This window comes from Halorubrum sp. Ea1, assembly GCF_002252965.1.
Classification (GTDB): Archaea; Halobacteriota; Halobacteria; order Halobacteriales; family Haloferacaceae; genus Halorubrum.
Genome location: NZ_NHPG01000028.1, coordinates 86852 through 109960, shown reverse-complemented (window position 1 = coordinate 109960; position 23109 = coordinate 86852). Strand labels below are relative to the sequence as shown.

Genomic DNA, 23109 nt, shown 5'->3' with positions numbered 1-23109 from the left:
TCGTCGTCGCGTCCTCCGCATGTCGCAGATTTAAGACCGACGGCCGCAACCACAGATTATGGGATTCGACGAGATGGACGTCGACACGATCTGGAAGAACGGGGAGTTCCTCGACTGGGAGGACGCGACGACCCACGTTCTGACCCACGCGCTCCACTACGGGAGCGGCGTGTTCGAGGGCGTCCGCTGTTACGACACCGAGCGCGGACCGGCGGTGTTCCGGTGGGAGGAGCACCTCGACCGACTGTTCGACTCCGCGAAGATGTACGACATGGAGGTCGAGCACTCGCGCGAGGAGATCACCGACGCGACCCTCGAACTCCTCGACCGGCAGGACCTCGACTCCGCGTACATCCGCCCGATCGCCTACTACGGCTACGACTCCCTCGGCGTCTCGCCGAAGGACTGCCCGACCGACCTCGTGCTCGCGGCCTGGCCGTGGGGCGCGTACCTCGGCGAGGAGGCCCTCGAGGAGGGCGTCGACGTGATGGTCTCCTCGTGGCGGAAGCACGCCTCCTCGCAGGTGCCGACGAACGTGAAGACCACCGGCCTCTACGTCAACTCCATGCTCGCGGGCGAGGAGGCCCGCCGGAACGGCTACGTCGAGGCCATCGTCCTGAACAAGGAGGGGAACGTCGCCGAGGGCCCGGGCGAGAACGTGTTCATGGTGAACGACGGCGAGATCTACACCACCGGGCCGGCGCAGTCCATCCTCGAGGGGATCACCCGCGACACCGTCATCGAACTGGCGGAGGAACGCGGCTACGAGGTCCACGACGAGGCCGTCATCTCCCGCGGCCAGCTGTACACCGCCGACGAGCTGTTCTTCACCGGCTCCGCCGCCGAGGTCACCCCGATCCGCTCCGTCGACGACACCGAGATCGGCGCGGGCACCCGCGGCCCGGTCACCGAGGAGCTGCAGCAGGCGTTCTTCGACCTCGTCGAGCGGCGGACCGACGACCACGACGACTGGTTCACGTACCTGTAGGCGACGCGGTCTCGGACGCTCCGCGGTGCGTCGGGTTGCCTCGCGCCGCGCGCCGTGCCCCCTTCTCTCACGCGACTTCCGGCGCGCTCAGTCGTTGCCGCCGTCCGTCGAGGGGCGCTCCGACTCTCCGGGTGTGCCGTCGGTGCGGACGCCGCCGACGCCGCCCGGGCGACCGGGGCCGTCGTCGGGAGGCGCCTCCTCATGAACGGGGACTTGATGCGCGGACTCGGCGAAGCCGGCCGAGAGGACGCGGGTCATCCCCTCCTCGACGGTCTCGCCGGTCTCCTCGATGCGCTCGGGTTCGACCTCGATGACGAAGCCGGTGGTGATGTTCGGCGCCGTCGGCATGAACAAGACGATCTTCCCGTCGCGAGTCTTCTTGCCGGTCCGGAACGCCGTCATGCGGATCCCCGGCCACGTCTCGATGTACACCGGGCTCTGGAGCTCGTCCGTCCCGGAGACGGCCGTCTCGATCGCGAGCTTGGAGGCGTTGTAGACGACGCGTAGCGCCGGGATCCGGTTGATGGCGCCGTCGACGGCGGACTCCGCGATCCGTCCGAACGTCGTCCGCATGAAGTAGCCGACCGCGAGGACGACGGTCGCGAACACCGCGAGCGCGATGATCACGCGGGAGATCGGCTCCAGCGGGCCGGGGATGATCGCGGGCTGGAGTCCCTCGATGAGGGGGATCGAGGCGATGTAGCGGTAGATCCACTGAATGACGAGGAGGAGGACTAGGAGGGGCGCCAACACGATGAGCCCGCTGGCGAAGTCGCGTTTCCACGTGGACATCTATCGCGTTGGTATGCGGCGTCGACCCTTAAGAGGGCTTCTACCGGACCGCTCGGCGAGCGGGGGGTCGACGAGCACGTCGACCGCGAATGCGCCGGACGACGGACTCACCGACCCGCGACGGCGCGCAGCGCGAACGTCAGGTTCTCCCGGCGCTCGCGGACGCGCCGGTAGAAGTAGGAGAGCCACTTGTCGCCGTACGGCTCGTACTGGACCACGTCGACGCCCTGCGCGGCGAGGTCGCGCTGGGCGTCCTCCCGGACCCCCATCAGCATCTGCACCTCGTAGTCGGTGCCGTGGTCGCGTGCGAGCCGGTCGGCCAGCGAGATCATCGCGGGGTCGTGGCTGCCGACGGCGACGCCCCGGTCCCGGCGCTCGAAGAGGAAGCGGAGGTCCTCGCGGTACGCCTCGTCGACCCGCGACTTCTCCGTGTACGCGACCGACGCCGGCTCGTCGTACGCCCCCTTCACGAGCCGGATCTCGCCTGGGACGTCGACGAGGCGGTCGAGGTCCTCCCGGGTGCGCCTGAGGTTGGACTGGACGCACTGGCCGACGCTCCACGGGTAGTCGGCGGCGATCGATTCGAAGGCGTCGAGGGTGGCGTCGGTGGTGTCGGCGTCCTCCATGTCGCACCAGACGAAGGCGTCGAGCTCGTGGGCGCGAGCGACGATCTCGCGGTAGTGCTCCTCGAACAGATCGGCGGAGACCTCGAGCCCGATCTGGGAGGGCTTCACCGAGACGCGGGCGTCGAGGCCGCTGTCGGCGATGTCGTCGATCAGTCCGAGGTAGGCGTCGACGTCGGCGCGGGCGTCGGCGGGGTCGTCGTAGTGCTCGCCGAGCAGGTTGACGACGACGGCGACGCCGTCCTCGTTACACGCCCGGACGTGGTCGAGGACTTCCGGGACGCTCTCGCCGGCGACGAAGCGGCGCGCGATCGGAGGGATCATACCGGCTATGAGGGCGGCGACGACTTCACTGTTGTCGAAACGGGCGGTCTCGGTGACCGTCGACCGGTGTCGTGGCCGCGCGACCGCACACGAGTTCGCCCGCGTAACCGCTCGAGAGATCGCCCGCGTAACCGCCCGAGAGATCGCCCGCGAGGACCGCCGGGCGAGACGGATCGTGGTTTATAAATCGACGACAGGAGTGGACCGAGTATGATCGGTTCGCTCGTCGCGACGGCGTTCTGGGCGATGGTGCCCGCGTACGTGCCCAACAACGCCGCGGTGCTCGCCGGCGGCGGCCGTCCCATCGACGGCGGTCGGGAGTGGCGCGGGGCGCGCCTGCTCGGCGACGGGAAGACGTGGCGCGGCACGGCGGTCGGCACCCTCGTGGGGGTCGTCCTCGCGCTGGCGCTCAACGCGCTCAACGACCCCGCGAGCGCCGCCCTCGGGGTCGAGCTCCCGACGTTCGCGCTCCCCGCGGCGGTCGCGCTCGCGTTCGGCGCGATGTGCGGCGACATCGGCGCCTCCTTTCTCAAGCGACGCTCGGGGCGCGAACGCGGCGCGGCGTTCCCCGGGCTGGACCAGCTCGACTTCGTCGCCGGGGCGCTGCTGGCCGTCTTCGTCGTCGACACCGACTGGGCGCTGGCGACGTTCACGCCCGGGGTCCTGGCGGCCGTCCTCGTGATGACGCCCGTCCTCCACGTGGTCACGAACGTCGGCGCCTACCTCCTCGGGCTGAAGAACGAGCCCTGGTAGGCGGGGCGGCCGGGCCGTCGGGACCGCCCGACTGCGAACGACCGCACCCTCGCCCCCGACTGCGAACGACCGCACCCGTCACCGGCGCGCGCCGTTCGGAGAGCGAGAGGTGAGAATGCGAGAGGTGAGAATAGTTCACACGAGCCGCGGCGCGACGCGCTGATGTAGGGACACGAACACCTTCGGACGAGATAACCGATCGTTCGTGGTCGATATGACGGTTCAGTGAGAACCACGAGAAAATATATATACTCGCGTGCCATTGACTAGCATGCATGTCTAGTAGTGCACCCAGTTCGGACGACGACGTGCTCGACGAGTTCCTGTCCGATCGCGGCCACGAGACCGAGATCGTACGCTGGGAGCGATCCTATAACAAGCTTCAGTGTCCGGAGTGTGGTGCGCTCCACCCCGAGGGAACGGCGCGGTGTGACGTCTGCGACTGGCGCCCGACCTGACGCCGACGACGGCGCACGGGCGGTGAGCGGTTTTCTTTCGGTTGCACTCGGCGGCAGTATTATGTGTCATCAATCGATAGTGACGACCATGCCGACCTGCCAGAACTGCGGTTCGTTCGTCACGACCGATTACGTTCGGGTGTTCACCCCGAACGAGGTCGACCGTCCCCGCGTCTGCCCGGCCTGCGAGGACCTCGTCCGCGACGGCGCCGACGTTCGGGAAGCGCGCGCGACGCGAAGCAACTGACCTATCAGTCGACGGGATCGTAGCGTTTCGACGGGAGCGACGCCGAGCCACGGCGTGTGAACTACCCCACCCTACTCGCTCACGGCTAACGCCGGTCGCTGCTTGAGGGTTGGGCTTCCTGTTTCCACGACGCGCTTTGCAGATACGGGTGTATCCACAGGGAGCGCAGTCTCAACAGGCGTTACTTCGGAGTGTCCCACTCCTAAATCTTCGAGACCACGAGAAAGGATGTTCCACGCCGCATTCGCGTCCCTATCCGCCTCGAACCCACACGCGGGACACGATTGTTCACGAACCCACAGCGGTTTGTCTGTCTTGACACCGCAGGACGCGCATATTTTTGTTGTGTTTTTCGGGTCAACCGCAACGAAATGCGTTCCCTCGCGCTCGCACTTGTACTCGAGCATCCGTGGGAATGTCCCCCACGCAGCTCCCGCTCGATTGCGAGAGTTGCCGGGAAGTTCAAGCAGTCCCTTTGCGTCCAAGTCCTCGACCGCCACCAAATCGTACTCGGTGGCGTAGTAGTTCGACAACTTGTGGAGGAAGTCTCGTCGCTTCCGCTTCAGGTCAGCGTGGCGTTCGGCTACGACCTTTCGCTGTTTCTCCCAGTTGTTCGAGCCGTATTCCTTTCGGGAGAGGTCGCGTTGGGCGCGTTCGAGTCGGTTGCGCTCCTCGCTGAAGTCAGGACTCTCGATGGCGTACCCATCGGTGTCGTGGGCGTACTTGATAATCCCCACATCGATACCGACGACCTTCGCGGGCGTCTCCGGTTTGTTGGGGGAGTCTTCGTCCACGTCGATACCGAACGTAGCGTACCACTCCCCCGTTGGCTCCCGTTTGATGGTGACCTGTTTGATGATCGCGTTCTCAGGGATGTCTCGATGGAGGCGAATTGGAATCTCGCCGATTTTGCTCAACCACAGCACGGACCGACCACTCGTATTCTTGAGTTCGAAGCCGGACTGGTTGTAGGTAAGCGACCGATACTCCCGGGGAGGTTTCCACTTGAGCATCCCCACAGCGCGTCCGTTCTCTTTCTGTGTTTTGAGCGTGGAGAGGTTGTCGTAGACACGCTTGACGATCATCTGCAACACTTTCGAGTGAACGTCTTCGAGGTCGTCCCACCACGATTTGAGATCGGGGAGTCGTCCCTGCACCTCGTAGCGTGCAGGAATGTCGTCTGCGTCGTTGAGCAGGTAGAGGACATGGTTGTACAGTTGCCTACAGGTATCGACATGGTAGCAGAGTTCCTGGTGGAGGGCTTCTGACGGGTCGAGTCGATACTTGTAGTTGTACTGCATGGCCTACTGGTCTGAGTCGGGGTCAGAGACGCGGACGACCTTCACGTCGGCCCCACGCCAGCGTTTGGGAACGATGACGTGGGCACTATTACCAGACGGTTTTGCAGTGCCGTCAAGCACTTCCTCGCCTTCGATTTCAAATCTATCCATCACCAATGTATATACATTATATATACATAAAGATGACGGGCGGCTGTGGATCGGTCGTTGTAGAGTATTTAGAAACAACGACGGCGCTGTATCCTTCCACTGCGCTACTCAGGCTTCTCCCTGCGTTCTCTTTGAGGAAGAGGACTTAGCGCTTGAAAAAGCGTTAAGGAGAACCGGGATCAGGGATACACAATGACCGAGCCCACGGTGACGCGACTGTTCGGCGGTCCGGGCAGCGGGAAGACCACGGCGCTACTGGATCGCGTCGAGGGGATCCTCGAGGACGGCGACGCCGACGTCCGCGACGTGCTCGTCGTCTCGTACACGCGCGCGGCCGCCGCCGAGATCCGCGAGCGCCTCGCGGAGCGGCTCGACGTCTCCCCGCGCAGCCTCCAGGGGAACGTCAGCACCATGCACGCGAAGGCGTACGAGCTGTTGGACCTCTCCCGCGGCGACGTCGTCGGCGAGGACGACAAGGAGGCGTTCTGTGAGGAGTACGGCATCGAGTTCGAGGACCAGCACGGCGGCGCCGGCCGCCGGACCGCCCGGTCGACGACGATCGGGAACAAGATCATCGCCACCTCGCAGTGGCTCCAGCGCACCGAGCGCGACGTCGCCGACTGGTACGACGTGCCATTCCAGTGGAACGTCGAGGAGGTCCGGCTCCCGCCCGAGGAGGACCCCAACGCCCAGCAGGGGAACAAGTACACGCCGACGTGGCCCTCCGACGACGACCGGATCGACATCCCCGAGACGATCCGCGCGTGGCGGACCTACAAGGGCGACAACGACCTCGTCGGCTTCGCGGACATGCTCGAACGGGTCGCGCAGCGGTCGCTCGTCCCCAGCGTCGACTACCTGATCATCGACGAGTTCCAGGACATCACGACGCTGCAGTACAACGTCTTTCAGGAGTGGCGGCCGCACATGAAGAAGGTGCTCATCGCCGGCGACGACGACCAGGTCGTCTACGCGTGGCAGGGCGCCGACCCCGACCTCCTCCTCGACACCGACGTCGACGAGGACGTCGTCCTCCCGAACTCCTACCGGCTCCCCTCCGAGATCCTCAACGTCGTCAACGCGGAGATCCGCCACATCGACAAGCGCCAGGAGAAGGACCTCCACCCGCGCAAGGAGGGCGGCACCGTCGAGGCGATCCAGTCGCCGTCGATGATCGAGCTCGTCCGGAACGTCCGGTACACGGTCGAGGACGACGAGGGCGACGTGATGTGCCTGTTCCGCGCCCGGTACCAGATGTTCGACTTCATCGACGAGTTCATCGACCACGGGATCCCGTTCACGATGCTCACCGACGGGCGGATGTGGACCGACCGCGTGCAGGACTACGTCAGCGCCATCGAGAAGTCCGAGGCGGGCGATCCCGTCAACGGGCTGGAGGCCCGGCGGCTCGCCGACATGCTCCAGGACTCCGCGTTCGGGACCCACGACCGCGACGAGTTCTACGACTTCCTCGACGACCGCGAGGAGGCCGCCGACGCCGACGACGTCTCGCTGATCGAGGTGACAGCCGACGAGCTCGACGAGCACATCCCGTTCATGCCGGACACCGCGAGCGCCGACGACATGGTCCGGAAGGTGACGAGCTTCCAGCGGAAGTCGATGGGCGCGTACTTCGACGGCGACTACGGGGGAATGGACCCGACCCGCGTCCGCGTCGGCACCATCCACTCCGCGAAGGGCCGCGAGGCCGACCACGTGTTCGTCGCGACCGACCTCACCGAGAAGGTCGTCGAGCAGATGGCGGCCTCCATCGACGACCCGACCGACGTCGAGGGCGTCGACGAGTTCACGAAGGCGACGAGCCCCGTCCCCGTCCTCACCGACAACGAACGTCGGGTGTTCTACGTCGGGATGTCCCGCGCCCGCGAACGGCTCGTCATCATGGAGAGCCTGATAAGCGGGGCGCCGACGCTTCCGATCAGCGTCCTCCTGTTCAACGAGCTCCGCGACGAGACCCCCGAAGAGCTCATCGAGGAGGTCCAGGCCGAGCTGGCGGTCCCCGAACCGGAGCCGTGAGCGACGGGGGAGACGAGGGCGACGACGCGGAAAGCGACGACGCGTCCGCCGGAACCACTCACGCGCTCCGACCCCTCCGCACCGATCTCGCTCCGGTCGTCGAGGCGGTCGAGGCCACCGGTGCCGACGCGTTCGTCGCGGTCGGCGACCGCTTCGACGACGACCTCCGGTACCTCACCCGATTTTCGGGACCGGATCGGCCGTACGCGCTGGTCGTGGTCCCGGACGGCGCGAGCGGCGACGACCGGGAAAACGGGGCCGACGTCGGCCGCGCCGTCTGCTGTGCCCCCGCCCTGTTCGACGAGCAGGCCCGGCGCGAGTTCGTCGCCGGCGCGAGGGCTCGGGGCGACGGCGAGGACGACGATCCCGGCGACGGCGAGGACCCCGGCGACGAGACCAATGCCCACGACGGCGTCGCCCGCGAGGTGCGGACCGAGAACGTCGGCGACCACGCCGGGGAGCGCGCGGCCGCGGCGGTCGCCGAGTTGGTCGACGGATCGGACACCGACCACACCCTCCTCGTCCCGTCGTCTGTCCCTCACGACGCCGCCGTCTACCTCGAACGCGCCGGCAACGAGCTTTCGTCGACCGACGCGGTGACGGCGGCGCGGGCGCGGAAGACCGACGCCGAGCTGGACCGCCTCCGCCGCGCCCAGCGCGCGACGGCCGCGGGGATGGCGCGTGCCGAGACCGTGCTGGCGGACGGCGAGGCCGGCGAGGACGAGGCGGGGAGACCGGTCCTCCGCTGGGAGGGCGCCCCCCTGACGACCGAGCGGCTCCGCCGAGAGGTGAACGCGGCCCTCGCCGCGCGGGGCGTCCGGGACGCGGGCAACACCGTGATCGGCGCCGGCCCGTCGGCCGCGGACCTCCACTACGTCGGCGACGAGCCCGTCCGACCGGGCGAGACTGTCCTCCTCGATATCTCGCCGCGGGGGCCCGACGGCTACTACGGCGACATGACCCGGACGTTCGTCGTCGACGGGGACGGCGGCTGGGAGCGCCGCGCGTACGTCGCGGTCGAGTCGGCGCGCGAGACCGCGCTCGCGGAGGTCGAGCCGGGCGTCCCGGCGAAGACCGTCCACGGCGAGGCGGCCGCCGAGCTGGCCGCCTACGGCTTCGACCCGAACGCCGGCGAGGGGGAGACGGGGTTCACGCACGGCACGGGCCACGGCGTTGGCGTGAGCCTCCACGAGTCGCCGTCGCTGACCGGCGCCGGCGAGCTGCGGCCGGGCCACGTCGTGACGGTCGAGCCCGGCGTCTACGGGCCGGACGTCGGCGGCGTCAGGCTGGAGGACCTCGTCGTCGTCACCGACGACGGGTACGAGATCCTGGCGGAGTACCCGTTCGGGATCGTGCCGGAGAAGCGCGGGTGAGCGGCGGATAGCTACGACCGCTGTTTGAGCTACCGGCGCCACTTTTCGGCCGCCGGTCGAACGCCGAGACGCATGCGATCCGATCCCTCCATCAGAACCGGCGAGACTGCCGGCTCCGAGTCGGTGCGGCGTATCGCGAGGAAGAGACTCCCGACCGCGGTGACGCTTCTGGTCGCCGCGTTCGCGCTCGTCGGCGTCGTCGTCGCCGGGACCGGAGCCGTCGCCGCCGACGGAACCGCCGACCTCGACGCGGACGTCGTCACCGTGGGCGAGGACGGAACCGCCGAGATTCCCGTCGAAACCGACGGCGTCGACGCGTTCGAGGTCGTTGTCGGCGGCGAAGAGGAGGCCGGGTACGAGCTCCGCGCCACCGTGACGCCGGACGGCGACGGCGTCACGACCCTCGTCTTCGACCACGCCCGAACCGGCGGGGGCGGCGCCACGCTGACGGCCGACGGCGGCGCCGAAGTCGAGACCGACTACGAGACCTCCCTCAGCGAGGAGATCGCTCCCGGTAGCTACGACGCGGAGGTGCTCGTCGGCGGCGACACCGTCGACGTCGGTACCCTCGTCGTCGAAGACGCAACGGGCGGGGAGGGCGAAAACGACGGAAGCGACGGAGACGACGCAGACGGAAGCGACGGAGACGACGCAGACGGAAGCGACGGAGACGACGCAGACGGGAGCGACGGAGACGACGCAGACGACGCAGACGACGCAGACGGAAGCGATGGCGGATCGGCCGAGCCTGCCACGGTCACCGAGGCGGACGTCGAAGCGGCCGACATCGTCGTCGCTCCGGCGGAGAGCGAGGTGAGCGTGCCGGTGGCGGTCGACGACGGCGAGACCGTGAACCTCCGGATCCGCTCGGCCGGAGACGCGAGCCCGGCCTTCCTCATGACGGAGGAGGCGTCCGTCGAGAACGGCACGGCGAGCGCGACGTTCGACCTGAGCCGGACGAGCCACGGCGACCGCGCGACGCTGACCGTCCGCGGGAACGAGGCGGTCAACGAGTCGGACTCCCGCGAGGTGCTCATCGTCGACGAGGAGGTCGGCGTCGAGGGGAGCGGCGGCCTCGACCTCGAGACGCCCGGGTTCGGAGTCGTCGCCGGCGGGCTCGCGGTTCTCGCCGTCACGCTCGCGGCCCGGCGGCGGGAGTGAAAGCCGGACCGAGCTACTTCTCGATCGAATCGCCCTCGGAGCCGGCGGCGTCGTCTTCCCCCCGGAGCTGTCGAGGGAGCAGTCCCGAGACCAGCCCGCGGAGGATCCGGGCCGGGTCGAGGAAGTACTGCGGGAGCACGACCATCGCGACGGCGACGACGAGCAGTCCGGCGCCGAGCGCGATCTCGCCGGCGGCCAGCCGGATGACGGCGTAGTTCGCGAGCGGCAGCGCGAAGACGAGCGACGCCGCCAGCCCGATCATATCCATCAGGCCAAGGTTCATTGACCCCCGATTCGCGCCCGGCGTTCAAAAGCGACGCGGCGGCGGTCGCTCGGGCGCCGCCGACGGCGGCACGGCGCCCGGTCGCGTCGAACCGCCGGCCGTCCCGGAGCGCGAGCCGCCCCGAACACCGAACCGATATGTGTCGCGCGCGCCCAGATCGGGTATGTTCACCGGCATCGTCGAGGACACCGGCACGGTCCGCGACCGGACCGAGACCGCGGACGGGCTCCGACTTCGGATCGGCGTCGACGGGTTCGACGACCTCCACCACGGCCAGTCGATAAGCGTCAGCGGCGTCTGTCTCACGGTCGAGGAGTACGCGGTCCGCGACGAGGGGTCGGACGCCGGCGGCGACTGGTTCGAGGTGTTTCTCGCGAGCGAGACGGTCGCGAAGACGTACCTCGGCGACGTCGGCGAGGGCGACGCGGTCAACGTCGAACGCGCGATGCCCGCCGACGGCCGGTTCGACGGCCACGTCGTGCAGGGCCACGTCGACACCGTCGCCGAGGTGACGGGGATCGAGCGCGTCGGCGAGGACTGGCGGTTCGCGTTCGCGATCCCCGAGGGCCACGCGGACTACCTCGTCGACAAGGGGTCGGTGACGCTCGACGGCATCTCGCTGACGGTCGCCGAGAAGCGCGACGGCGAGTTCGACGTCGCGATCATCCCGACGACCTACGAGCTCACGACGCTCTCGGAGAAGTCGGTCGGCGACCCGGTCCACCTGGAGGTCGACGTGATCGCGAAGTACGTCGAGAACATGGTCGACGGGTACGCGGGGTAGCCGGCGTCCGGGGCGAGACGATACCGGTCGCTTCAGGCGTCCTTCGCGCCCTTCACCGTCTCGCGGACGGCGTCGACGCCCTCGTCGTGGAGCAGGTCGCCGACGACGATCACGTCGCTGTGGGCGGCCATCTCGTTCGCGGACTCGTAGTCGCCGATCCCGCCGCCGTAAAAGAGCGTGGCGTCGTCGAGCGCGTCGTGCGCGGCCGAGACCTTCTCCGTGTCGCCGAAGGTGCCCGAGTACTCGACGTAGACGATCTCCTGGCCGAACATCCGCTCGGCGACCTTCGCGTACGCCCCCACGTCGTCGGCCGCGAGGTCGCAGTTCGCGTTCGTCAGCTCGGCGACCGCGGCGTCCGGGTTGAGGACGATGTACGCCTCGGTGTGCGTCCGGTCCCAGTCGAGCTCGTCGATCCGGACCCACTCCTTGTGGGCGCCGGTGATCCAGAAGGGCCCGCCGGCGTTGAACACGGTCGGGATCAGGTAGCCGTCGAGCGCCGGCGAATCGACGACGACGCCCGGGTTCGACGGCTCCTGATACAGCGGGACGTCGTACTCGGCCGCGGCGTCGACGACGCGCGTCATCTTCTCCGCGGTGATGTCGAGGGTCCCGCCGATCTCGATCGCGTCGGTGCCGGTGCGGCAGACGTCCTCGAAGGTCTCGCCGTCCCGCAGCTCCTTGTCGGGATCGACCTTCAGCACGTGGTCCCAGTCGTCCCACGGGTTACTCATCGGAAACGACTCCACCGGGCGGCACCAAAAAGGTGCGGAACCTGCCCCGCCGCTCCCCGGACGGGCGGCCCCGCTCGTCGTTCCGTCCGGCGCACCGACGCGGCCGACGCGCCGCTCAGAGGAGGTCGTCGAGCTCGTCGTTGTCGAACGCCGCCGCGGGGTCCGGCTCCGCCTCCGGCTCGTCGCGGACCGCCTGTCGGGCGCGCTCGAGGAACGCCTCGACCCGGCGGGAGCGCTCGACGCCGCCGAGCAGCACGAGCGCCGCGATCCGGTCGGAGTCGAGCGGGAAGTCGCCGCCCCGCACCTGCATCGAGCCGGTCTCCTCCTGCAGCCACTTGCGGGCCTTCTCCGCGCCCTTCCGGGAGATGCGGTCGGGGTCGCCGGCGACGGCGACGAGGGCGGCGTCGGCCTCGGTCGCGTTCGGGAGCGACATCCCGGTCATCACCGCGCTCCTGACGGTGCTCATCACGGTCGTGACGTTCTCCTCGGGGTCCTCGGCCGCCGGCGCCGAGGCGAACCCGACCGCCGCCATCCCCCCGGCCCGCAGCGTGTTTATTACCTCGCTGGTGTCGACGACCGACTCGGCGACGCCCTCGACCGACTCGCCGGCGGCCAGGAGGAGGCCGACGCGTCTCGCCATCGACTCGTTGATCGCCGCGAAACCGCCCTCCATCGACTCTCCCGAGGAGCGCCACGCGTCGTTGTCGAGCAGGATCGTCGCGTCCGCCTCCCGGACCAGCGTCTTGAGCGACCGGCCCGCGTTCACTTGGTACATAGCCCCCTCGTCGCGACCGGGGAGGATCCCGACCGCGTACACCGGCACGTCGTACACCCGGCTCAGCTCCCGGACGAGCACCGGCGCGCCGCCGGAGCCGGTGCCGCCGCCGAGCCCGGCGACCACGAACAGCGCCTCGGCCTCCGCGGTCACCTTCGACGCGAGCGCGTCGAGCACCTCGACCGCGTCCTCGTCCATCACCTCGGCGCCGAGCTCGTTGTCGCCGCCGACGCCGTGGCCGTTCACCCGCGACTGCCCGACGAGGACCGTGTCGAGCGGGAGCGGGTCGAGGTCCGTCGCGGCCGTGTTGACCGCGAGCGCGTCGAGCACCGCGCCGTAGCCGGCGTCGGCGTCGAACTGCGCGAGGGCGGTCGTGAGCTTCCCGCCCGCCTGCCCGACGCCGAGGAGGACTGCCTTCATGATCGAACGGTAACCGATCCGGAGTATTACGCTTTCCCCCCGAGATTTAAATGCGAAATCGAGGCCAGTCGCGAGCATGTCGAACGCCACCGACGAGAGAAGTCGGACGTCGGGCCGCGGGGAGAGGCCGACCGCCGAGGGCGACGAGACCGCTGGCGCCGGCGGACCGAGCGACGGAAGCAGCGGAGACCGGCTCGGAGAGCGACTCAGCGCGGTCGAGCGAGCCCTGACCGGGTCCGACGCGGCCGTCGCGGACCTCGGCGACGGCGCCGCCGCGGCCGCGGAGCGCGAGGCGCTGGAGTCGCGCGTCGAGGAGCTCGAGTCGCGCGTCGAGGAGCTGGAGGCCGCCACGCAGGCGATCCGGGGGTACGTCGGATCGATTCGAGCGGTCAACCGCGAGGTCGAGCGGCGGGCCGACCTCGCGCTGGCGAGGGCGAGCCGCGGCGAGGACGCCGGCACGGAGACCCGACTCCAGAGCGGCGGCGCGACCGCCGACGCCGTGCCGAGCGAGGACGCCCTCGACGCCGCCGTCCCGTCGGACGCCGCCGATCGGAACGGCGGGGTGGGACGGGGCGACGCGAGGCGGTCGGACGACGCGGACGGATCGTGGCGGGACGAGGCGCTGGACCGGCTCCGTGAGTCCCTGTAAGCTGGACCGGGGAGCGGGAACCGGGATCGCGGCGCGAGTCGAGACGGAGGCCGGCGAGCCGTGATCCGCGTCGTCCTCACGGTCCTCGTCGCCGTCGCCCTCCTCGCGGCCGCGACCCCGGCGCTGGAAGACGCCCGGGCGACCACGACCGCCGAGCGGATCGACGCCGAGGCGGACCGCGTCGAGCGGGCCGTCGGCGGCCTCGTCGCGGGCTCCGTGAGCGTCGCGGACCCGTCGCTCGCCGCGCGGACGACCGTCACCGTCCGCGTCCCGAGCGGGTTCGGAGCGGCGCCGATCGACCGCGTCGCGATCGTGGAAACGGGGGCCAGCGGAGAGACGGTCGGCGCGGAGGCGAACGTCGCCGAGGAGACGTCACCCGGCCCGGACGTCGCGCTCCGGTATCGGATCGACGGCGGGCCCGAACGAACCGCGCCGATCGGTCCCGGCGGCACGGACGCGACCGTGTCGGTCGACGGCGGCGCGATCGCGCTCCGACCGGGCGGCGAGAGCCGACTGGCCCTCCGGCTCGTCGACGACGGCGGACCGACCGTCCGGGTCACCAGGGTAGGGTGATCGCTTATATACGATGCCGGGAGCACGCCCGCCGTGAACCTCGATCTCCCCTCGCTGTCGCGGATCGGCGGCGGCGAGCCCTCGCTGCGATCGCTGCCGTGGAGCGACGCCGATCGCGACTGCCGGTGCGAGCCGACGTTCAGAGAGCCGGTCGGAACGGGCGTCGGCGACCGCGTCGTGCTGGCGGTCGACGCCGGTGACTGCCCGGGGCGCGGCGACCTCGCCGAGAGCCCTGACTGTCTGGCGACCGTCATCGAGGCGCTCGCGGAGCGCGACGCCGAGGTGATCAGGACCCGTCATCGCGGGCGCGTGCGGGCCTACGCCGGGCGGGCCGCCGCGTGTCTCGTCGCCGCGGGCCGGTTCCGCGAGCGCGTCGGGTTCCACGAGACGCGGCTCGCCGACCGCGTGCTGCGCGATCCGGTCGGCGCCGCTCGGGAGGCCGCCGGACGCGAGGGACCGCCGGCCCGGATCGCCGCGGAGACCGGGCTGTCGGCGATCGTCGAAGGGGCAGACGAGGTCGGAGACGTGCTTCGGGCACACGCCGGGCCCCGAATCGCGGCGGCGCGGATCGCGACCGCGCCGCCGCCGGGGGCCGCGCTCGCCGACCGCTGGGATCTCGACACCGGCGCGACCGTCCGGCTGTACGAGGGGTCGGGACCGCTCCGGACGTACCACCTCACGCCGCCGGTTCGAGAGCTCGACGACGGGGCCGTCGAGCGGCTCGACGACGCCAAGCGACGGCTGCTCGACGATCCGACCGGGGGCGGGCGAGCGCCCGGCCGCGCGGTCCGGACGGCCGCCGAGGACGGCGATCCCGTCTCGACGCTGACCGATGTGCTCCGGCGGCACACGCGCGGGTACGGGGCGTTCGAACACGTGTTCGCCGACGAGCGCGTGAGCGACGCGACGCTCTCGGCGCCCGTGACCGAGAACCCGCTCCGCGTCGTCGTCGACGGCGAGCGCTGCCGGACGAACGTGCGACTCCCGCCCGAGGGGGCCGCCACGCTCGCGTCCCGACTCCGGCGGACCAGCGGGCGGGGGTTCTCTCGGGCGAGCCCCACGCTCGACGCGACCCTGGAGACGGACGCCGGCCGGGTCCGCGTGGCCGCGACGACGGACCCCGCCAGCGACGGGCTCTCGTTCGCGTTCCGCCGCGGTGATCCCGACGCGTGGACGCTCGCACGACTCGTCGACGCAGGGACGCTCACGCCGGCGGCCGCCGGGCTCCTCTCCGTCGCCGTCGAGCGGGGCGTGACGGGGCTCGTGGCCGGCGGGCGGGGTGCGGGAAAGACGACCGCGCTCGGTGCCCTCCTCTGGGATCTTCCCGCGGAGTCGCGGTCGATACTGATAGAGGACACGCCCGAGCTCCCGACGAGCGCCCTAGCGACCGCCGGGCGAGACGCGCAGCGGCTCTGCGTCGGCGACGGGGCGGAGCCGTCGCCGAGCGACGCGGTCCGGACCGCGCTCCGGCTCGGCGGCGGTGCGATCGTCGTGGGGGAGGTCCGCGGCGAGGAGGCGCAGGCCCTCTACGAGGCGATGCGCGTCGGCGCGGCCGGCGAGACGGTGCTCGGGACGATCCACGGGGAGGACCCCGCCGCCGTCCGGGAGCGGGTGGTCTCCGACCTCGGCGTGTCGCCCTCGTCGTTCGCGGCGACCGACCTGATCGTTCTCCTCGACGACCACCGCGTCGACGTGATCGCCGAGGTAGTCGGTCACGAGGACGGCGCCGCGTTCGAATCGCTGTTCGAGCGCACGGACGAGGGACTGACGCCGACCGGGCGGGTCGACCGCGGCGAGAGCCGACTCCTCGATCGTCTCGCGGGACCCGACGAGACGTACGCGTCGATCAGGGCGGCCGTCGGGGGACGGGGCGAGCGGATCCGCGAGGCGGTCGCCACCGGTCGGACGGAGCCGGAGCGGTACGTCGACTCCGTCGGCGCGAGCGGTGAGATCGAATGACCGGAGCGGTCGACGAAGCGACCGACGGCTCGCCGACGGCACCCCCGAGCGAGGGGGTCGACGCGAACGAGTCGGCAGAGCTCCGGCGCGCGGTCGCGTTCCTCGGCTGGGAGGCCTCGGCCGAACGAGTCGTCGAGCTCGGGTATCGGGTCGGGCTCGGGGTCGGCCTCCTCTGTGCCGTCGCGCTCTCGGCGTTCGTCGGCCCGGTTCCGGGTGCGCTCGCTGGGCTCGCCGGAGGGTTGGCGGCGACTCACGCGGTCCATCGAGCACCGGTGGGGCTCGCCGCGCTCCGTCGGACTAGAGCGCTCGGTGCGGCCCCCGGTCTCGTCGGCCGTCTCGTGTTACGGATGCGACTGGACCCGTCGGCGGAACGCGCGGTTCGGTTCGCCGCCCGCACCGGGGACGGACCGCTCGCGGACGGGCTGGCGCGTCACGAGCGCGGGAGCGCGGACGGGCCGACGAGCGGGCTCCGGGCGTTCGCCCGCGAGTGGCGACCGTGGTTCCCCGCGATCGACCGCGCCGCCGCGTTAGTGCGGACGGCCGCGTCAGCGCCGGCAGAGCGGCGGGGACGGTGTCTGGACCGCGCGCTCGACGCGACGATCTCCGGGACGACCGACCGGCTCGCGGCGTTCGTCGGCAAGGTCCGCGGCCCCGTCTCGGCGCTGTACGCCTTCGGCGTGCTCCTCCCGCTGGCCCTGATAGCTCTGCTACCCGCGGCGGCCGCGTCCGGCGTTCCGGTCGGGTCGAGGGTCGTCGCCGGACTCTACCTCGTCGTGCTCCCCGCCGGACTGTTCGCCGCGTCGGCGTGGCTGCTCTCGCGCAGACCGGTCGCGTTCGCGCCGCCGTCGATCGACGGCGACCACCCGGACGTCCCCGAGCGGGCGCAACACGCCGCCGCGGCAGGCGCGGCCGCCGGAGTCGCCGCGGCCGCGATCGCCGCGCGGCTAGTCACCGGGTGGGCCGCACCCGTGGCCGGGGTCGGCGTCGGGGCGGGGACGGCGCTCCTCGTCGGCGTGCGACGCCGGCGGGCCGCGCTCGCTGAGATCCGGGCCGTCGAACGGGGGCTCCCGGACGCCATGACGGTCATCGGCGGCGACGTGGCCGAGGGCGTCGCGGTCGAGACGGCGATCGCGAACGCCGGCGAGCGGCTCGACGGGGCGACCGGCGAGCTGTTCGAGCGCGCCGGGCGCCGAAGCGAGACCCTCCGAGTCGGCGTGCGGGAGGCGTTCCTCGGCCGGGGCGGCCCCGCGGTTCCGGTCCCGTCGCCGCGGGTCCGGGGCGCGGTCGCGCTGCTCGCCGTCGCCGCCAGGGAGGGTCGCCCGGCCGGCGACGTGCTCCTCGAGCTCGCCGACCAGCTCGAGGAGCTCCGGGCGCTCGAAACCGACGCGCGACGTCAGCTCGCGACCGTGACGGGCACGCTGACGAACACCGCGGCGGTGTTCGCGCCGCTCGTCGGCGGTGCGACGGTCGCGCTCGCCACGGGGGTCGACGCCGTCGACGCCGGGGGACTGGGCGCCGGAGCGACCGCCGGCGCGGACGCGCTCGGTGTCGGGGGCGGCGGTACTGGTGCCGGCGGCGGGAGCGCGGCCGAGGCGACCGCGGAATCCGGCACCGGAGCGCTCTCCGTCCCGGTACTCGGCCGGATCGTCGGCGCCTACGTGCTGATCCTCGCGGCGCTGCTCACCGCGCTGGCGACCGGGCTGGAGCGCGGCTTCGACCGGACGCTGGTGGCCTACCGCGTGGGGATCGCGCTGCCGACTGCGACGGCGACGTACCTCGTCGCGTTCGCGGGCGCGGGAGCGCTGCTGTAACGACCGGACCGCAGCCGCGTGTCCTCGCCGATCATTTAAATACCAAGCCGCGGCCAGCCGGCCCGTGTTCGAGACTCACCTCGACGCGACGTACGCGTGGCTCGGCCTCGCCGTGGTGAGCGTCGCGACGGCCGGCGTCGCCGCGACGCTCCCGGCGTCGCCGCCGCCGGACGCGGCCGGCGTCGCGCACACGATCGAGACGGTAGCCGGCGGAGAGTACCCCGCGACGGCGGAACACGGGATCGCGGCGGACCGAATCCGACTCACGCCGCGGTCGGTCTCGCTCGGCGGAGACGGGGGAGACGCACGGGCGCCGCTCCACGCGCCGCGGGTGACGCCGGTCCCACCGGTCGATCGAAGCGGAAGTGGGGACCGGCTTCGGCGGGTCCTCGACGGCGTTCCGCCGGACGCCGCGTTCGACGACCCCGACGCGCTGGCCGCGGCGGCGGAGCGCGCGCGGAGCGCCGACAGCGGGTGGCGACCGGCGCCGGAGCGGCTCACCGTGCGGCGGGTGCATTACGGAGGGGTGCATGTCACGCTCGTCGGGTGACCCGTCCGGCGCCGGAAGCGGGGCCGCGGATCGCGCCGCGGTCGAACCGCTCGCCGCGCTCGTCGCGGTGCTGGTAGTCGGGGCGGCGCTGAGTCTGTACGCGGCCGCGCTCGACGACGCGACGGTCGATCGGGAGCGGCCCGGTGCCGAGACCGTCCTCGACAGGGCCGAGCGAACGGCGACCGCCGGCGGCGTCGTCGAACCGGACCAGCTCCGCGGCGCCGACGGCTTCCGGTATCCGACGGCGGTGACGGTGAGGGCCGGCGGGAAGACGTGGCGGATCGAGTTCGGCGATGACGCGCCCGAACGCGCGGCGGTCGGAGACGACGGAGCGATCGGGACGGCCGAGCGACCGGTGACCGTGCGAGTCGGTCCGGGGCGGAACGTCCGCGGGACCCTTCGCGTGGTGGTCCGCCGGTGACGAGCACCGTGCTCGACGTGACGGTGCTGCTCCTGTGCGTGTCCGCGAGCGTCGTCGCGCTCGGTGGCGTCGGCGGGGACGCGGGGACGCGCGGGCCGACCGCGGAGGGGGCGGCCGACCGGATAGTGACGGAGACCGTGACCGTGCGGTACCGGTCGCCGCGGGCGGCGAACGGCACCCGAACGGTACACGCGACGCGCGCCGAACTGCTCGCGCTGCTCGTCGCGGCTCCCGGAAGCGCGGGCGATGAGCGCGGCGCCGTCGACGGCGAGGGCGCGTTCGAGCCGCGAGCGACGGCCGCGATCGCCGCGGGCCTCGGCGAGCGAACCCGGGTCGACGCGACGGTCCCGGCGGTTCCGAGCCGGGAACCCAGCTCGACGCAGCGAGCCGTCAACCGTCGGCCTCCGGCTCCGCGTGGCTGTCGACCCGCAACCGGCCGGATAGCGGCGTCTGGGACACCGAACGCGCCGCGATCCCCTCAACGAACCGCCGGCCAGTCCCGGGAGGGTCCGGACCGGACCGACGGCGGTTCGAGGGGAACCGAGCGGCCTCGCCCCGGGAGAGACGGGAACGCGAGAGCGGTCGTCGTCGGGGCCGAGCCGCCGCGGAACGCCGACGTCACGACGGCGGTGGTCACGCAGCCGACGCCGGACGCGGCCGAGACGGACGATCCCGTTCGGATCGTCGTGAGGAGGTGGTGAGCGTGGGGAAACGCGGCGGAGCATCCGACCCCGAGCGGGTCGGGCGACGGTTCGCGGTCGACGAGCGGGCGCGAGTCCCGTTCGCCCTGATCGGCGTGTTGCTGCTCGTGACGAGCACGACGTACGCAGCGGGGATCGCGGATCAGGGGCTCGTCGGCGAGGACCGGAGCGTCGAGCGGGCCGTCGAGCGCGTCGACGCCGACGCCACCGCAGCGCTGCGTGCCGCGGCACGCGAGGCGGCGCACGACGCGGCGCGGGAACCGGTGACGCGGGCGCCCGAGAGCGGTGCCGCGGCCGAGGCGGTGCGCGAGGAGTCGGCTTTCACGGACGCGCTTCGGATACGACTGGCAGTCACCGGGGCAGACGCGCTCTCCGCGGTCGACGCTGACGTCGGATCGGTGACGGCGACGGCGTCGCTACCGGCGGTCGGGGGGCGAGAGGGCCTCACCGCGGCCCGCGACCGCGTCCGCGTCGAGCCGGCGGCCAACGGGACCGCGACTCGCGTCACTTTCGAGGAGGTCGACATCACCGCGACACGGAACGGCCGAACGGTCGTGAACCGCACCGCGGACAGGACCGTCGTGGTGGCCGTCCCGACGCTCGCCGCTCACGAGCGGACGGAGCGGTTCGAAGAGCGGCTCGACAGGGGTCCGGTTGAGGGACCGGGTCTCGGTCGACAGCTCACCGCGAGCCTCTATCCGATGACGTGGGCGAGAGGATACGCGCAGTACGCCGGGGCGCCGGTCGAGAACGTCCTCGCGAACCGGCATGTGGAACTGTCGACGAACGCCGGGATCGTCCGGACGCAGCGGGCAGTCTTCGGGACGAGCGACCCGAGCGCCCGCGGCGGAGTGGCACGGGCGACCGCCCGGACCGGGATGAGCGACCTCCTCGCGCCGACCGGCGTTCGAGAGGACTCGTGGACCGACGCGGTTCTCGGAGCGCCGACGCCGACCGGTTCCGGGGAGACCGCGACGCAACCGAGCGCCGGCACGCACCCGAACGGGGCGGGGAGCGAGGACGACGCATTCGAGTCGAAACGAGACCGGTCCGACGAGGAGACGCCGGTTCCGATCGGGCACGCGGCGGACGTCGGGGCGGTTCGGGTCCACGACGACCTCGACGAGGTGATCGAGGGCGCGTACCGAGTCGAGGCCGACGTGCGGACGGCGACGACGCAGGTCGCGGACGGCGGACGAATCGCGCCGCCGACGCCGGCCGTCGCGGCGACCGGCGAGTGGGATCGCGTCGACGTGGAGCGGTCGGAGCGGCTGACCGACGTCGCCGGGAGCGACGTGCCGCGCGGGGTTCCCGCGGGGACCGTGGATCCGGACGAGCCGGTCGCGTTCGGAGACGCGATCCGCGAGGTGACGGTCGAACGCACCGCGACTGCGACGTGGGAACGGGAAGTCGTGGAACGGGGCCCTAACGGAAGCGTCGTCGACCGCACCGTCCATCGGACGACCACCGCCGACGAAGCGGCCGACCGCTACCGGGTCCGCGTCTCGGTGACGGGGCGACACGCGCCGACCGACGGCGCGGCGGACCGGCCCGCCGCGACGTTCGGTGCGGGAGGTGACGGACCCGACCTACGCGGGACGCCGGCGGCCGCGCGTTCGTCGCTCGGCGTCGACACGGCGGCCGGCATGGACCGACTGGCCCGGGACGCCGTCCGGAGCGGAGACGTCGACGACTCGACGGTGGTCCACGGCTCGTGGACGGAGACCGAACGGGACCGCGTGGCGGCGGATGTCGCCGCGCTCGCCGTCGAAGTCCGGGCGTTCGAGACCGACGCGTCGATGGAGGCGGCGGCGGTCGGCAAGGCGGAGCCGTACGCCGACCTCGCCGACGCGGTCCGCGATCGCCGAGCGGCGCTCGTCGACGCGCCGAAGACGTACGACGGCGCGGTCGATCGGGCGCGGGTCGCCGCCCGCGCGGCGTACGTCGACGCCGTCGTCGCGGAGCTGGAAGCGGCTTCTGCCGACCGCGAGCGGGCGACGGACGGGTTTCTCGATCGGGTGAACAGCGCCTTCGGCGGCCCCTCGGTCGGCGAGGCGATCGCCGCCCGCGAGGCCGCGACGGACCCGGGCACATACACGGTCGCCGGCGACGGTCCCGGGGGAGCGGTGACGTTCTCGCCGCGAGGGGCGCCGGGATACCTGCCGCGGACGACGGTCGACGGCGAACGGACAGACGGCGCGAGCGACGCCCCGACGCGACCGCTCGCCGTCCGCAACGTGAACTACGTCACCGTTCCGTACGGCGATCTGTCGAGCGGGATCGTGGATCGGATCCTCGGCGCCGGGGACACGGTCCGACTCGGTACCGCCGGGCGCGCGCTCCTGCTCGCCGACGAGGCGCTGGCCGCGAGCGACGACCCGGGACTCCGCGCCGACCGGGACGCGCTCACGAAACGGGTCGACGGCTCGCTTCGCGAAGTCGATCGCGAAGTTGAGGGCGTGCTTCGGGAGCGGACCTCGTTGTCGCGGGAGGCGCGTCGCGACGCGGTCGACGAGGCCGCCGCGTCATACGACTCGACCGGTGACAGAGCGGCAGCGGTCGGTGACGGCGAGTACGCCGAGCGGGTCGCCGCAGAGGCCGCGGCCGACGGATCGCTCTCGACCGCGGCGGAGGCGTCGCTGGCCGCGCACCTCCGCGTCGCGACGCGGAAGGCGGCGGGTCGAGAGGACGTTCGGGTGCCGACGCGGGTCGTCGAACCGCCGACGAAGGGCGCGCGGGTCCTGCTCAGGGACCGCATGGAGAAAGCGATCGAGAGGGAGGCCACGCGCGCCGGCCGGACCGCGACCGAGGAGCTGAGCGAGAGGGCGGCCGAGGACCTCGGCGAGAAGTGGTCGCTGAAGCCCGCCCGGAGCGTCGGGGCGGGGCTTCCGGTCGCGCCGGTGCCCGGTTACTGGGTGACGACGGTGAACGCCTGGCGCGTGCAGGTCCGCGGGGAGTACCCGCGGTTCGCGCTGCGCGCCGACGTCGGCACGCCGGGCGAGCCGTTCGAGTACGTTCGACGGGAGGGCGACGTGGCCCTCGACGTTGGCGGGGAGACCGTTCGGCTCGGTGCGACGGAGCCGATTCGGTTCGAGACGGAGACCGTCGTCGCCGTCGCGGTGCCCGCCGGCCCGCCCGGCGTCGGCGACGTCGACGGCACCCGCGACGAGACCTCCGTCGGGTGGCCCTGCCCGAGAGCCGGGGGAGCGTCGGACGGAGGAGCGAGAGAGTGCGCGACCTCGTGA

The 23109-nt window shown here is 71.6% G+C and carries 23 protein-coding genes; 16 read left to right on the top strand and 7 right to left on the bottom strand.

What is annotated here, in order from left to right; all coding sequences use genetic code 11:
* The first annotated feature begins 58 nt into the window (after positions 1-58).
* On the top strand, positions 59-988 hold the full coding sequence (locus tag DJ73_RS04515) for a branched-chain amino acid transaminase (protein WP_094525254.1): 930 nt from the start codon (positions 59-61) through the stop codon (positions 986-988).
* An 87-nt stretch (positions 989-1075) separates the two neighbouring features.
* Here the strand turns inward: DJ73_RS04515 and DJ73_RS04510 are convergent, their stop codons facing one another.
* Complete coding sequence (locus DJ73_RS04510) at positions 1076-1780, bottom strand: DUF502 domain-containing protein (protein WP_094525255.1); 705 nt, start codon at positions 1778-1780, stop codon at positions 1076-1078.
* A gap of 107 nt (positions 1781-1887) precedes the next feature.
* Entirely contained in the window at positions 1888-2727 is an 840-nt protein-coding gene (locus DJ73_RS04505; protein ID WP_094557390.1) for a proline dehydrogenase family protein, read from the bottom strand.
* Positions 2728-2937: 210 nt separating this feature from the next.
* Here DJ73_RS04505 and DJ73_RS04500 point away from each other — a divergent pair, with 210 nt between their 5' ends.
* From DJ73_RS04500 to DJ73_RS20165, 3 genes are all read left to right on the top strand, one after another.
* Complete coding sequence (locus tag DJ73_RS04500) at positions 2938-3480, top strand: CDP-2,3-bis-(O-geranylgeranyl)-sn-glycerol synthase (RefSeq protein ID WP_094525257.1); 543 nt, start codon at positions 2938-2940, stop codon at positions 3478-3480.
* 275 nt (positions 3481-3755) lie between these two features.
* Positions 3756-3938 (top strand): HVO_0416 family zinc finger protein, encoded by a 183-nt coding sequence (locus tag DJ73_RS04495; protein WP_092565639.1) that lies wholly within the window; start codon positions 3756-3758, stop codon positions 3936-3938.
* An 88-nt stretch (positions 3939-4026) separates the two neighbouring features.
* Positions 4027-4185, top strand: a complete 159-nt coding sequence (locus tag DJ73_RS20165) for a hypothetical protein (RefSeq protein ID WP_008002314.1) — start codon at positions 4027-4029, stop codon at positions 4183-4185.
* Between the two features lie 71 nt (positions 4186-4256).
* Here the strand turns inward: DJ73_RS20165 and DJ73_RS04490 are convergent, their stop codons facing one another.
* Together DJ73_RS04490 and DJ73_RS19650 are read right to left on the bottom strand one after the other, a co-directional pair.
* Positions 4257-5486 carry an RNA-guided endonuclease TnpB family protein gene (locus tag DJ73_RS04490; protein ID WP_094557389.1) on the bottom strand — a complete coding sequence of 410 codons (1230 nt, stop codon included), beginning with the start codon at positions 5484-5486 and terminating at the stop codon, positions 4257-4259.
* Positions 5487-5489: 3 nt separating this feature from the next.
* A complete protein-coding gene (locus tag DJ73_RS19650) occupies positions 5490-5636 on the bottom strand; it encodes a DUF2080 family transposase-associated protein (RefSeq protein ID WP_394338188.1) in 147 nt (48 codons plus the stop codon).
* 192 nt (positions 5637-5828) lie between these two features.
* On the opposite strand from DJ73_RS19650, the gene DJ73_RS04485 reads away from it, so the two are divergent.
* The 3 genes from DJ73_RS04485 to DJ73_RS20160 all read left to right on the top strand — a co-directional run bounded on the left by DJ73_RS04485 (position 5829) and on the right by DJ73_RS20160 (position 10207).
* On the top strand, positions 5829-7673 hold the full coding sequence (locus DJ73_RS04485; protein WP_094557388.1) for a UvrD-helicase domain-containing protein: 1845 nt from the start codon (positions 5829-5831) through the stop codon (positions 7671-7673).
* On the top strand, positions 7670-9046 hold the full coding sequence (locus DJ73_RS04480; RefSeq protein WP_094557387.1) for a Xaa-Pro peptidase family protein: 1377 nt from the start codon (positions 7670-7672) through the stop codon (positions 9044-9046). The genes DJ73_RS04485 and DJ73_RS04480 overlap by 4 nt, the downstream gene beginning before the upstream one ends.
* Before the next feature lie 72 nt (positions 9047-9118).
* Positions 9119-10207 (top strand): BGTF surface domain-containing protein, encoded by a 1089-nt coding sequence (locus DJ73_RS20160; RefSeq protein WP_176451073.1) that lies wholly within the window; start codon positions 9119-9121, stop codon positions 10205-10207.
* A 13-nt stretch (positions 10208-10220) separates the two neighbouring features.
* Here DJ73_RS20160 and DJ73_RS04470 read toward each other — a convergent pair whose 3' ends face one another.
* Entirely contained in the window at positions 10221-10490 is a 270-nt protein-coding gene (locus DJ73_RS04470; protein WP_094525262.1) for a hypothetical protein, read from the bottom strand.
* A 163-nt stretch (positions 10491-10653) separates the two neighbouring features.
* On the opposite strand from DJ73_RS04470, the gene DJ73_RS04465 reads away from it, so the two are divergent.
* On the top strand, positions 10654-11274 hold the full coding sequence (locus DJ73_RS04465) for a riboflavin synthase (protein ID WP_094525263.1): 621 nt from the start codon (positions 10654-10656) through the stop codon (positions 11272-11274).
* 32 nt (positions 11275-11306) lie between these two features.
* Here the strand turns inward: DJ73_RS04465 and DJ73_RS04460 are convergent, their stop codons facing one another.
* Together DJ73_RS04460 and DJ73_RS04455 are read right to left on the bottom strand one after the other, a co-directional pair.
* Positions 11307-12005 (bottom strand): phosphoglycerol geranylgeranyltransferase, encoded by a 699-nt coding sequence (locus DJ73_RS04460; protein ID WP_094526387.1) that lies wholly within the window; start codon positions 12003-12005, stop codon positions 11307-11309.
* A 115-nt stretch (positions 12006-12120) separates the two neighbouring features.
* Positions 12121-13200, bottom strand: coding sequence for a tubulin/FtsZ family protein (locus DJ73_RS04455; RefSeq protein ID WP_094526386.1), 1080 nt, complete (start codon positions 13198-13200; stop codon positions 12121-12123).
* A gap of 76 nt (positions 13201-13276) precedes the next feature.
* Here DJ73_RS04455 and DJ73_RS04450 point away from each other — a divergent pair, with 76 nt between their 5' ends.
* The 8 genes from DJ73_RS04450 (at position 13277) to DJ73_RS04415 (ending at position 23109) form a co-directional block, all read left to right on the top strand.
* Positions 13277-13849: a hypothetical protein gene (locus DJ73_RS04450; protein ID WP_094525266.1), complete on the top strand. Its 573-nt coding sequence runs from the start codon at positions 13277-13279 to the stop codon at positions 13847-13849.
* A gap of 60 nt (positions 13850-13909) precedes the next feature.
* A complete protein-coding gene (locus DJ73_RS04445; protein WP_094525267.1) occupies positions 13910-14422 on the top strand; it encodes a hypothetical protein in 513 nt (170 codons plus the stop codon).
* A gap of 33 nt (positions 14423-14455) precedes the next feature.
* Positions 14456-16381 carry an ATPase, T2SS/T4P/T4SS family gene (locus DJ73_RS04440; RefSeq protein ID WP_094557386.1) on the top strand — a complete coding sequence of 642 codons (1926 nt, stop codon included), beginning with the start codon at positions 14456-14458 and terminating at the stop codon, positions 16379-16381.
* Positions 16378-18192, top strand: a complete 1815-nt coding sequence (locus tag DJ73_RS04435) for a type II secretion system protein (protein ID WP_094557385.1) — start codon at positions 16378-16380, stop codon at positions 18190-18192. Before DJ73_RS04440 ends, DJ73_RS04435 begins: the two co-directional genes overlap by 4 nt.
* Before the next feature lie 64 nt (positions 18193-18256).
* Entirely contained in the window at positions 18257-18742 is a 486-nt protein-coding gene (locus tag DJ73_RS04430) for a hypothetical protein (protein ID WP_094525270.1), read from the top strand.
* Positions 18723-19163, top strand: coding sequence for a hypothetical protein (locus DJ73_RS04425; protein ID WP_094557384.1), 441 nt, complete (start codon positions 18723-18725; stop codon positions 19161-19163). The genes DJ73_RS04430 and DJ73_RS04425 overlap by 20 nt, the downstream gene beginning before the upstream one ends.
* Positions 19160-19864 carry a hypothetical protein gene (locus tag DJ73_RS04420; protein WP_094557383.1) on the top strand — a complete coding sequence of 235 codons (705 nt, stop codon included), beginning with the start codon at positions 19160-19162 and terminating at the stop codon, positions 19862-19864. Before DJ73_RS04425 ends, DJ73_RS04420 begins: the two co-directional genes overlap by 4 nt.
* On the top strand, positions 19858-23109 hold the full coding sequence (locus DJ73_RS04415; protein ID WP_094557382.1) for a hypothetical protein: 3252 nt from the start codon (positions 19858-19860) through the stop codon (positions 23107-23109). Before DJ73_RS04420 ends, DJ73_RS04415 begins: the two co-directional genes overlap by 7 nt.

Bases quoted from the DNA above. Each gene is read 5' to 3' on its own strand.
- DJ73_RS04515 (WP_094525254.1), top strand. From the start codon at position 59: ATGGGATTCGACGAGATGGACGTCGACACGATCTGGAAGAACGGGGAG.
- DJ73_RS04510 (WP_094525255.1), bottom strand. From the start codon at position 1,780: ATGTCCACGTGGAAACGCGACTTCGCCAGCGGGCTCATCGTGTTGGCG.
- DJ73_RS04505 (WP_094557390.1), bottom strand. From the start codon at position 2,727: ATGATCCCTCCGATCGCGCGCCGCTTCGTCGCCGGCGAGAGCGTCCCG.
- DJ73_RS04500 (WP_094525257.1), top strand. From the start codon at position 2,938: ATGATCGGTTCGCTCGTCGCGACGGCGTTCTGGGCGATGGTGCCCGCG.
- DJ73_RS04495 (WP_092565639.1), top strand. From the start codon at position 3,756: ATGTCTAGTAGTGCACCCAGTTCGGACGACGACGTGCTCGACGAGTTC.
- DJ73_RS20165 (WP_008002314.1), top strand. From the start codon at position 4,027: ATGCCGACCTGCCAGAACTGCGGTTCGTTCGTCACGACCGATTACGTT.
- DJ73_RS04490 (WP_094557389.1), bottom strand. From the start codon at position 5,486: ATGCAGTACAACTACAAGTATCGACTCGACCCGTCAGAAGCCCTCCAC.
- DJ73_RS19650 (WP_394338188.1), bottom strand. From the start codon at position 5,636: ATGGATAGATTTGAAATCGAAGGCGAGGAAGTGCTTGACGGCACTGCA.
- DJ73_RS04485 (WP_094557388.1), top strand. From the start codon at position 5,829: ATGACCGAGCCCACGGTGACGCGACTGTTCGGCGGTCCGGGCAGCGGG.
- DJ73_RS20160 (WP_176451073.1), top strand. From the start codon at position 9,119: ATGCGATCCGATCCCTCCATCAGAACCGGCGAGACTGCCGGCTCCGAG.
- DJ73_RS04470 (WP_094525262.1), bottom strand. From the start codon at position 10,490: ATGAACCTTGGCCTGATGGATATGATCGGGCTGGCGGCGTCGCTCGTC.
- DJ73_RS04465 (WP_094525263.1), top strand. From the start codon at position 10,654: ATGTTCACCGGCATCGTCGAGGACACCGGCACGGTCCGCGACCGGACC.
- DJ73_RS04460 (WP_094526387.1), bottom strand. From the start codon at position 12,005: ATGAGTAACCCGTGGGACGACTGGGACCACGTGCTGAAGGTCGATCCC.
- DJ73_RS04455 (WP_094526386.1), bottom strand. From the start codon at position 13,200: ATGAAGGCAGTCCTCCTCGGCGTCGGGCAGGCGGGCGGGAAGCTCACG.
- DJ73_RS04450 (WP_094525266.1), top strand. From the start codon at position 13,277: ATGTCGAACGCCACCGACGAGAGAAGTCGGACGTCGGGCCGCGGGGAG.
- DJ73_RS04435 (WP_094557385.1), top strand. From the start codon at position 16,378: ATGACCGGAGCGGTCGACGAAGCGACCGACGGCTCGCCGACGGCACCC.
- DJ73_RS04425 (WP_094557384.1), top strand. From the start codon at position 18,723: ATGTCACGCTCGTCGGGTGACCCGTCCGGCGCCGGAAGCGGGGCCGCG.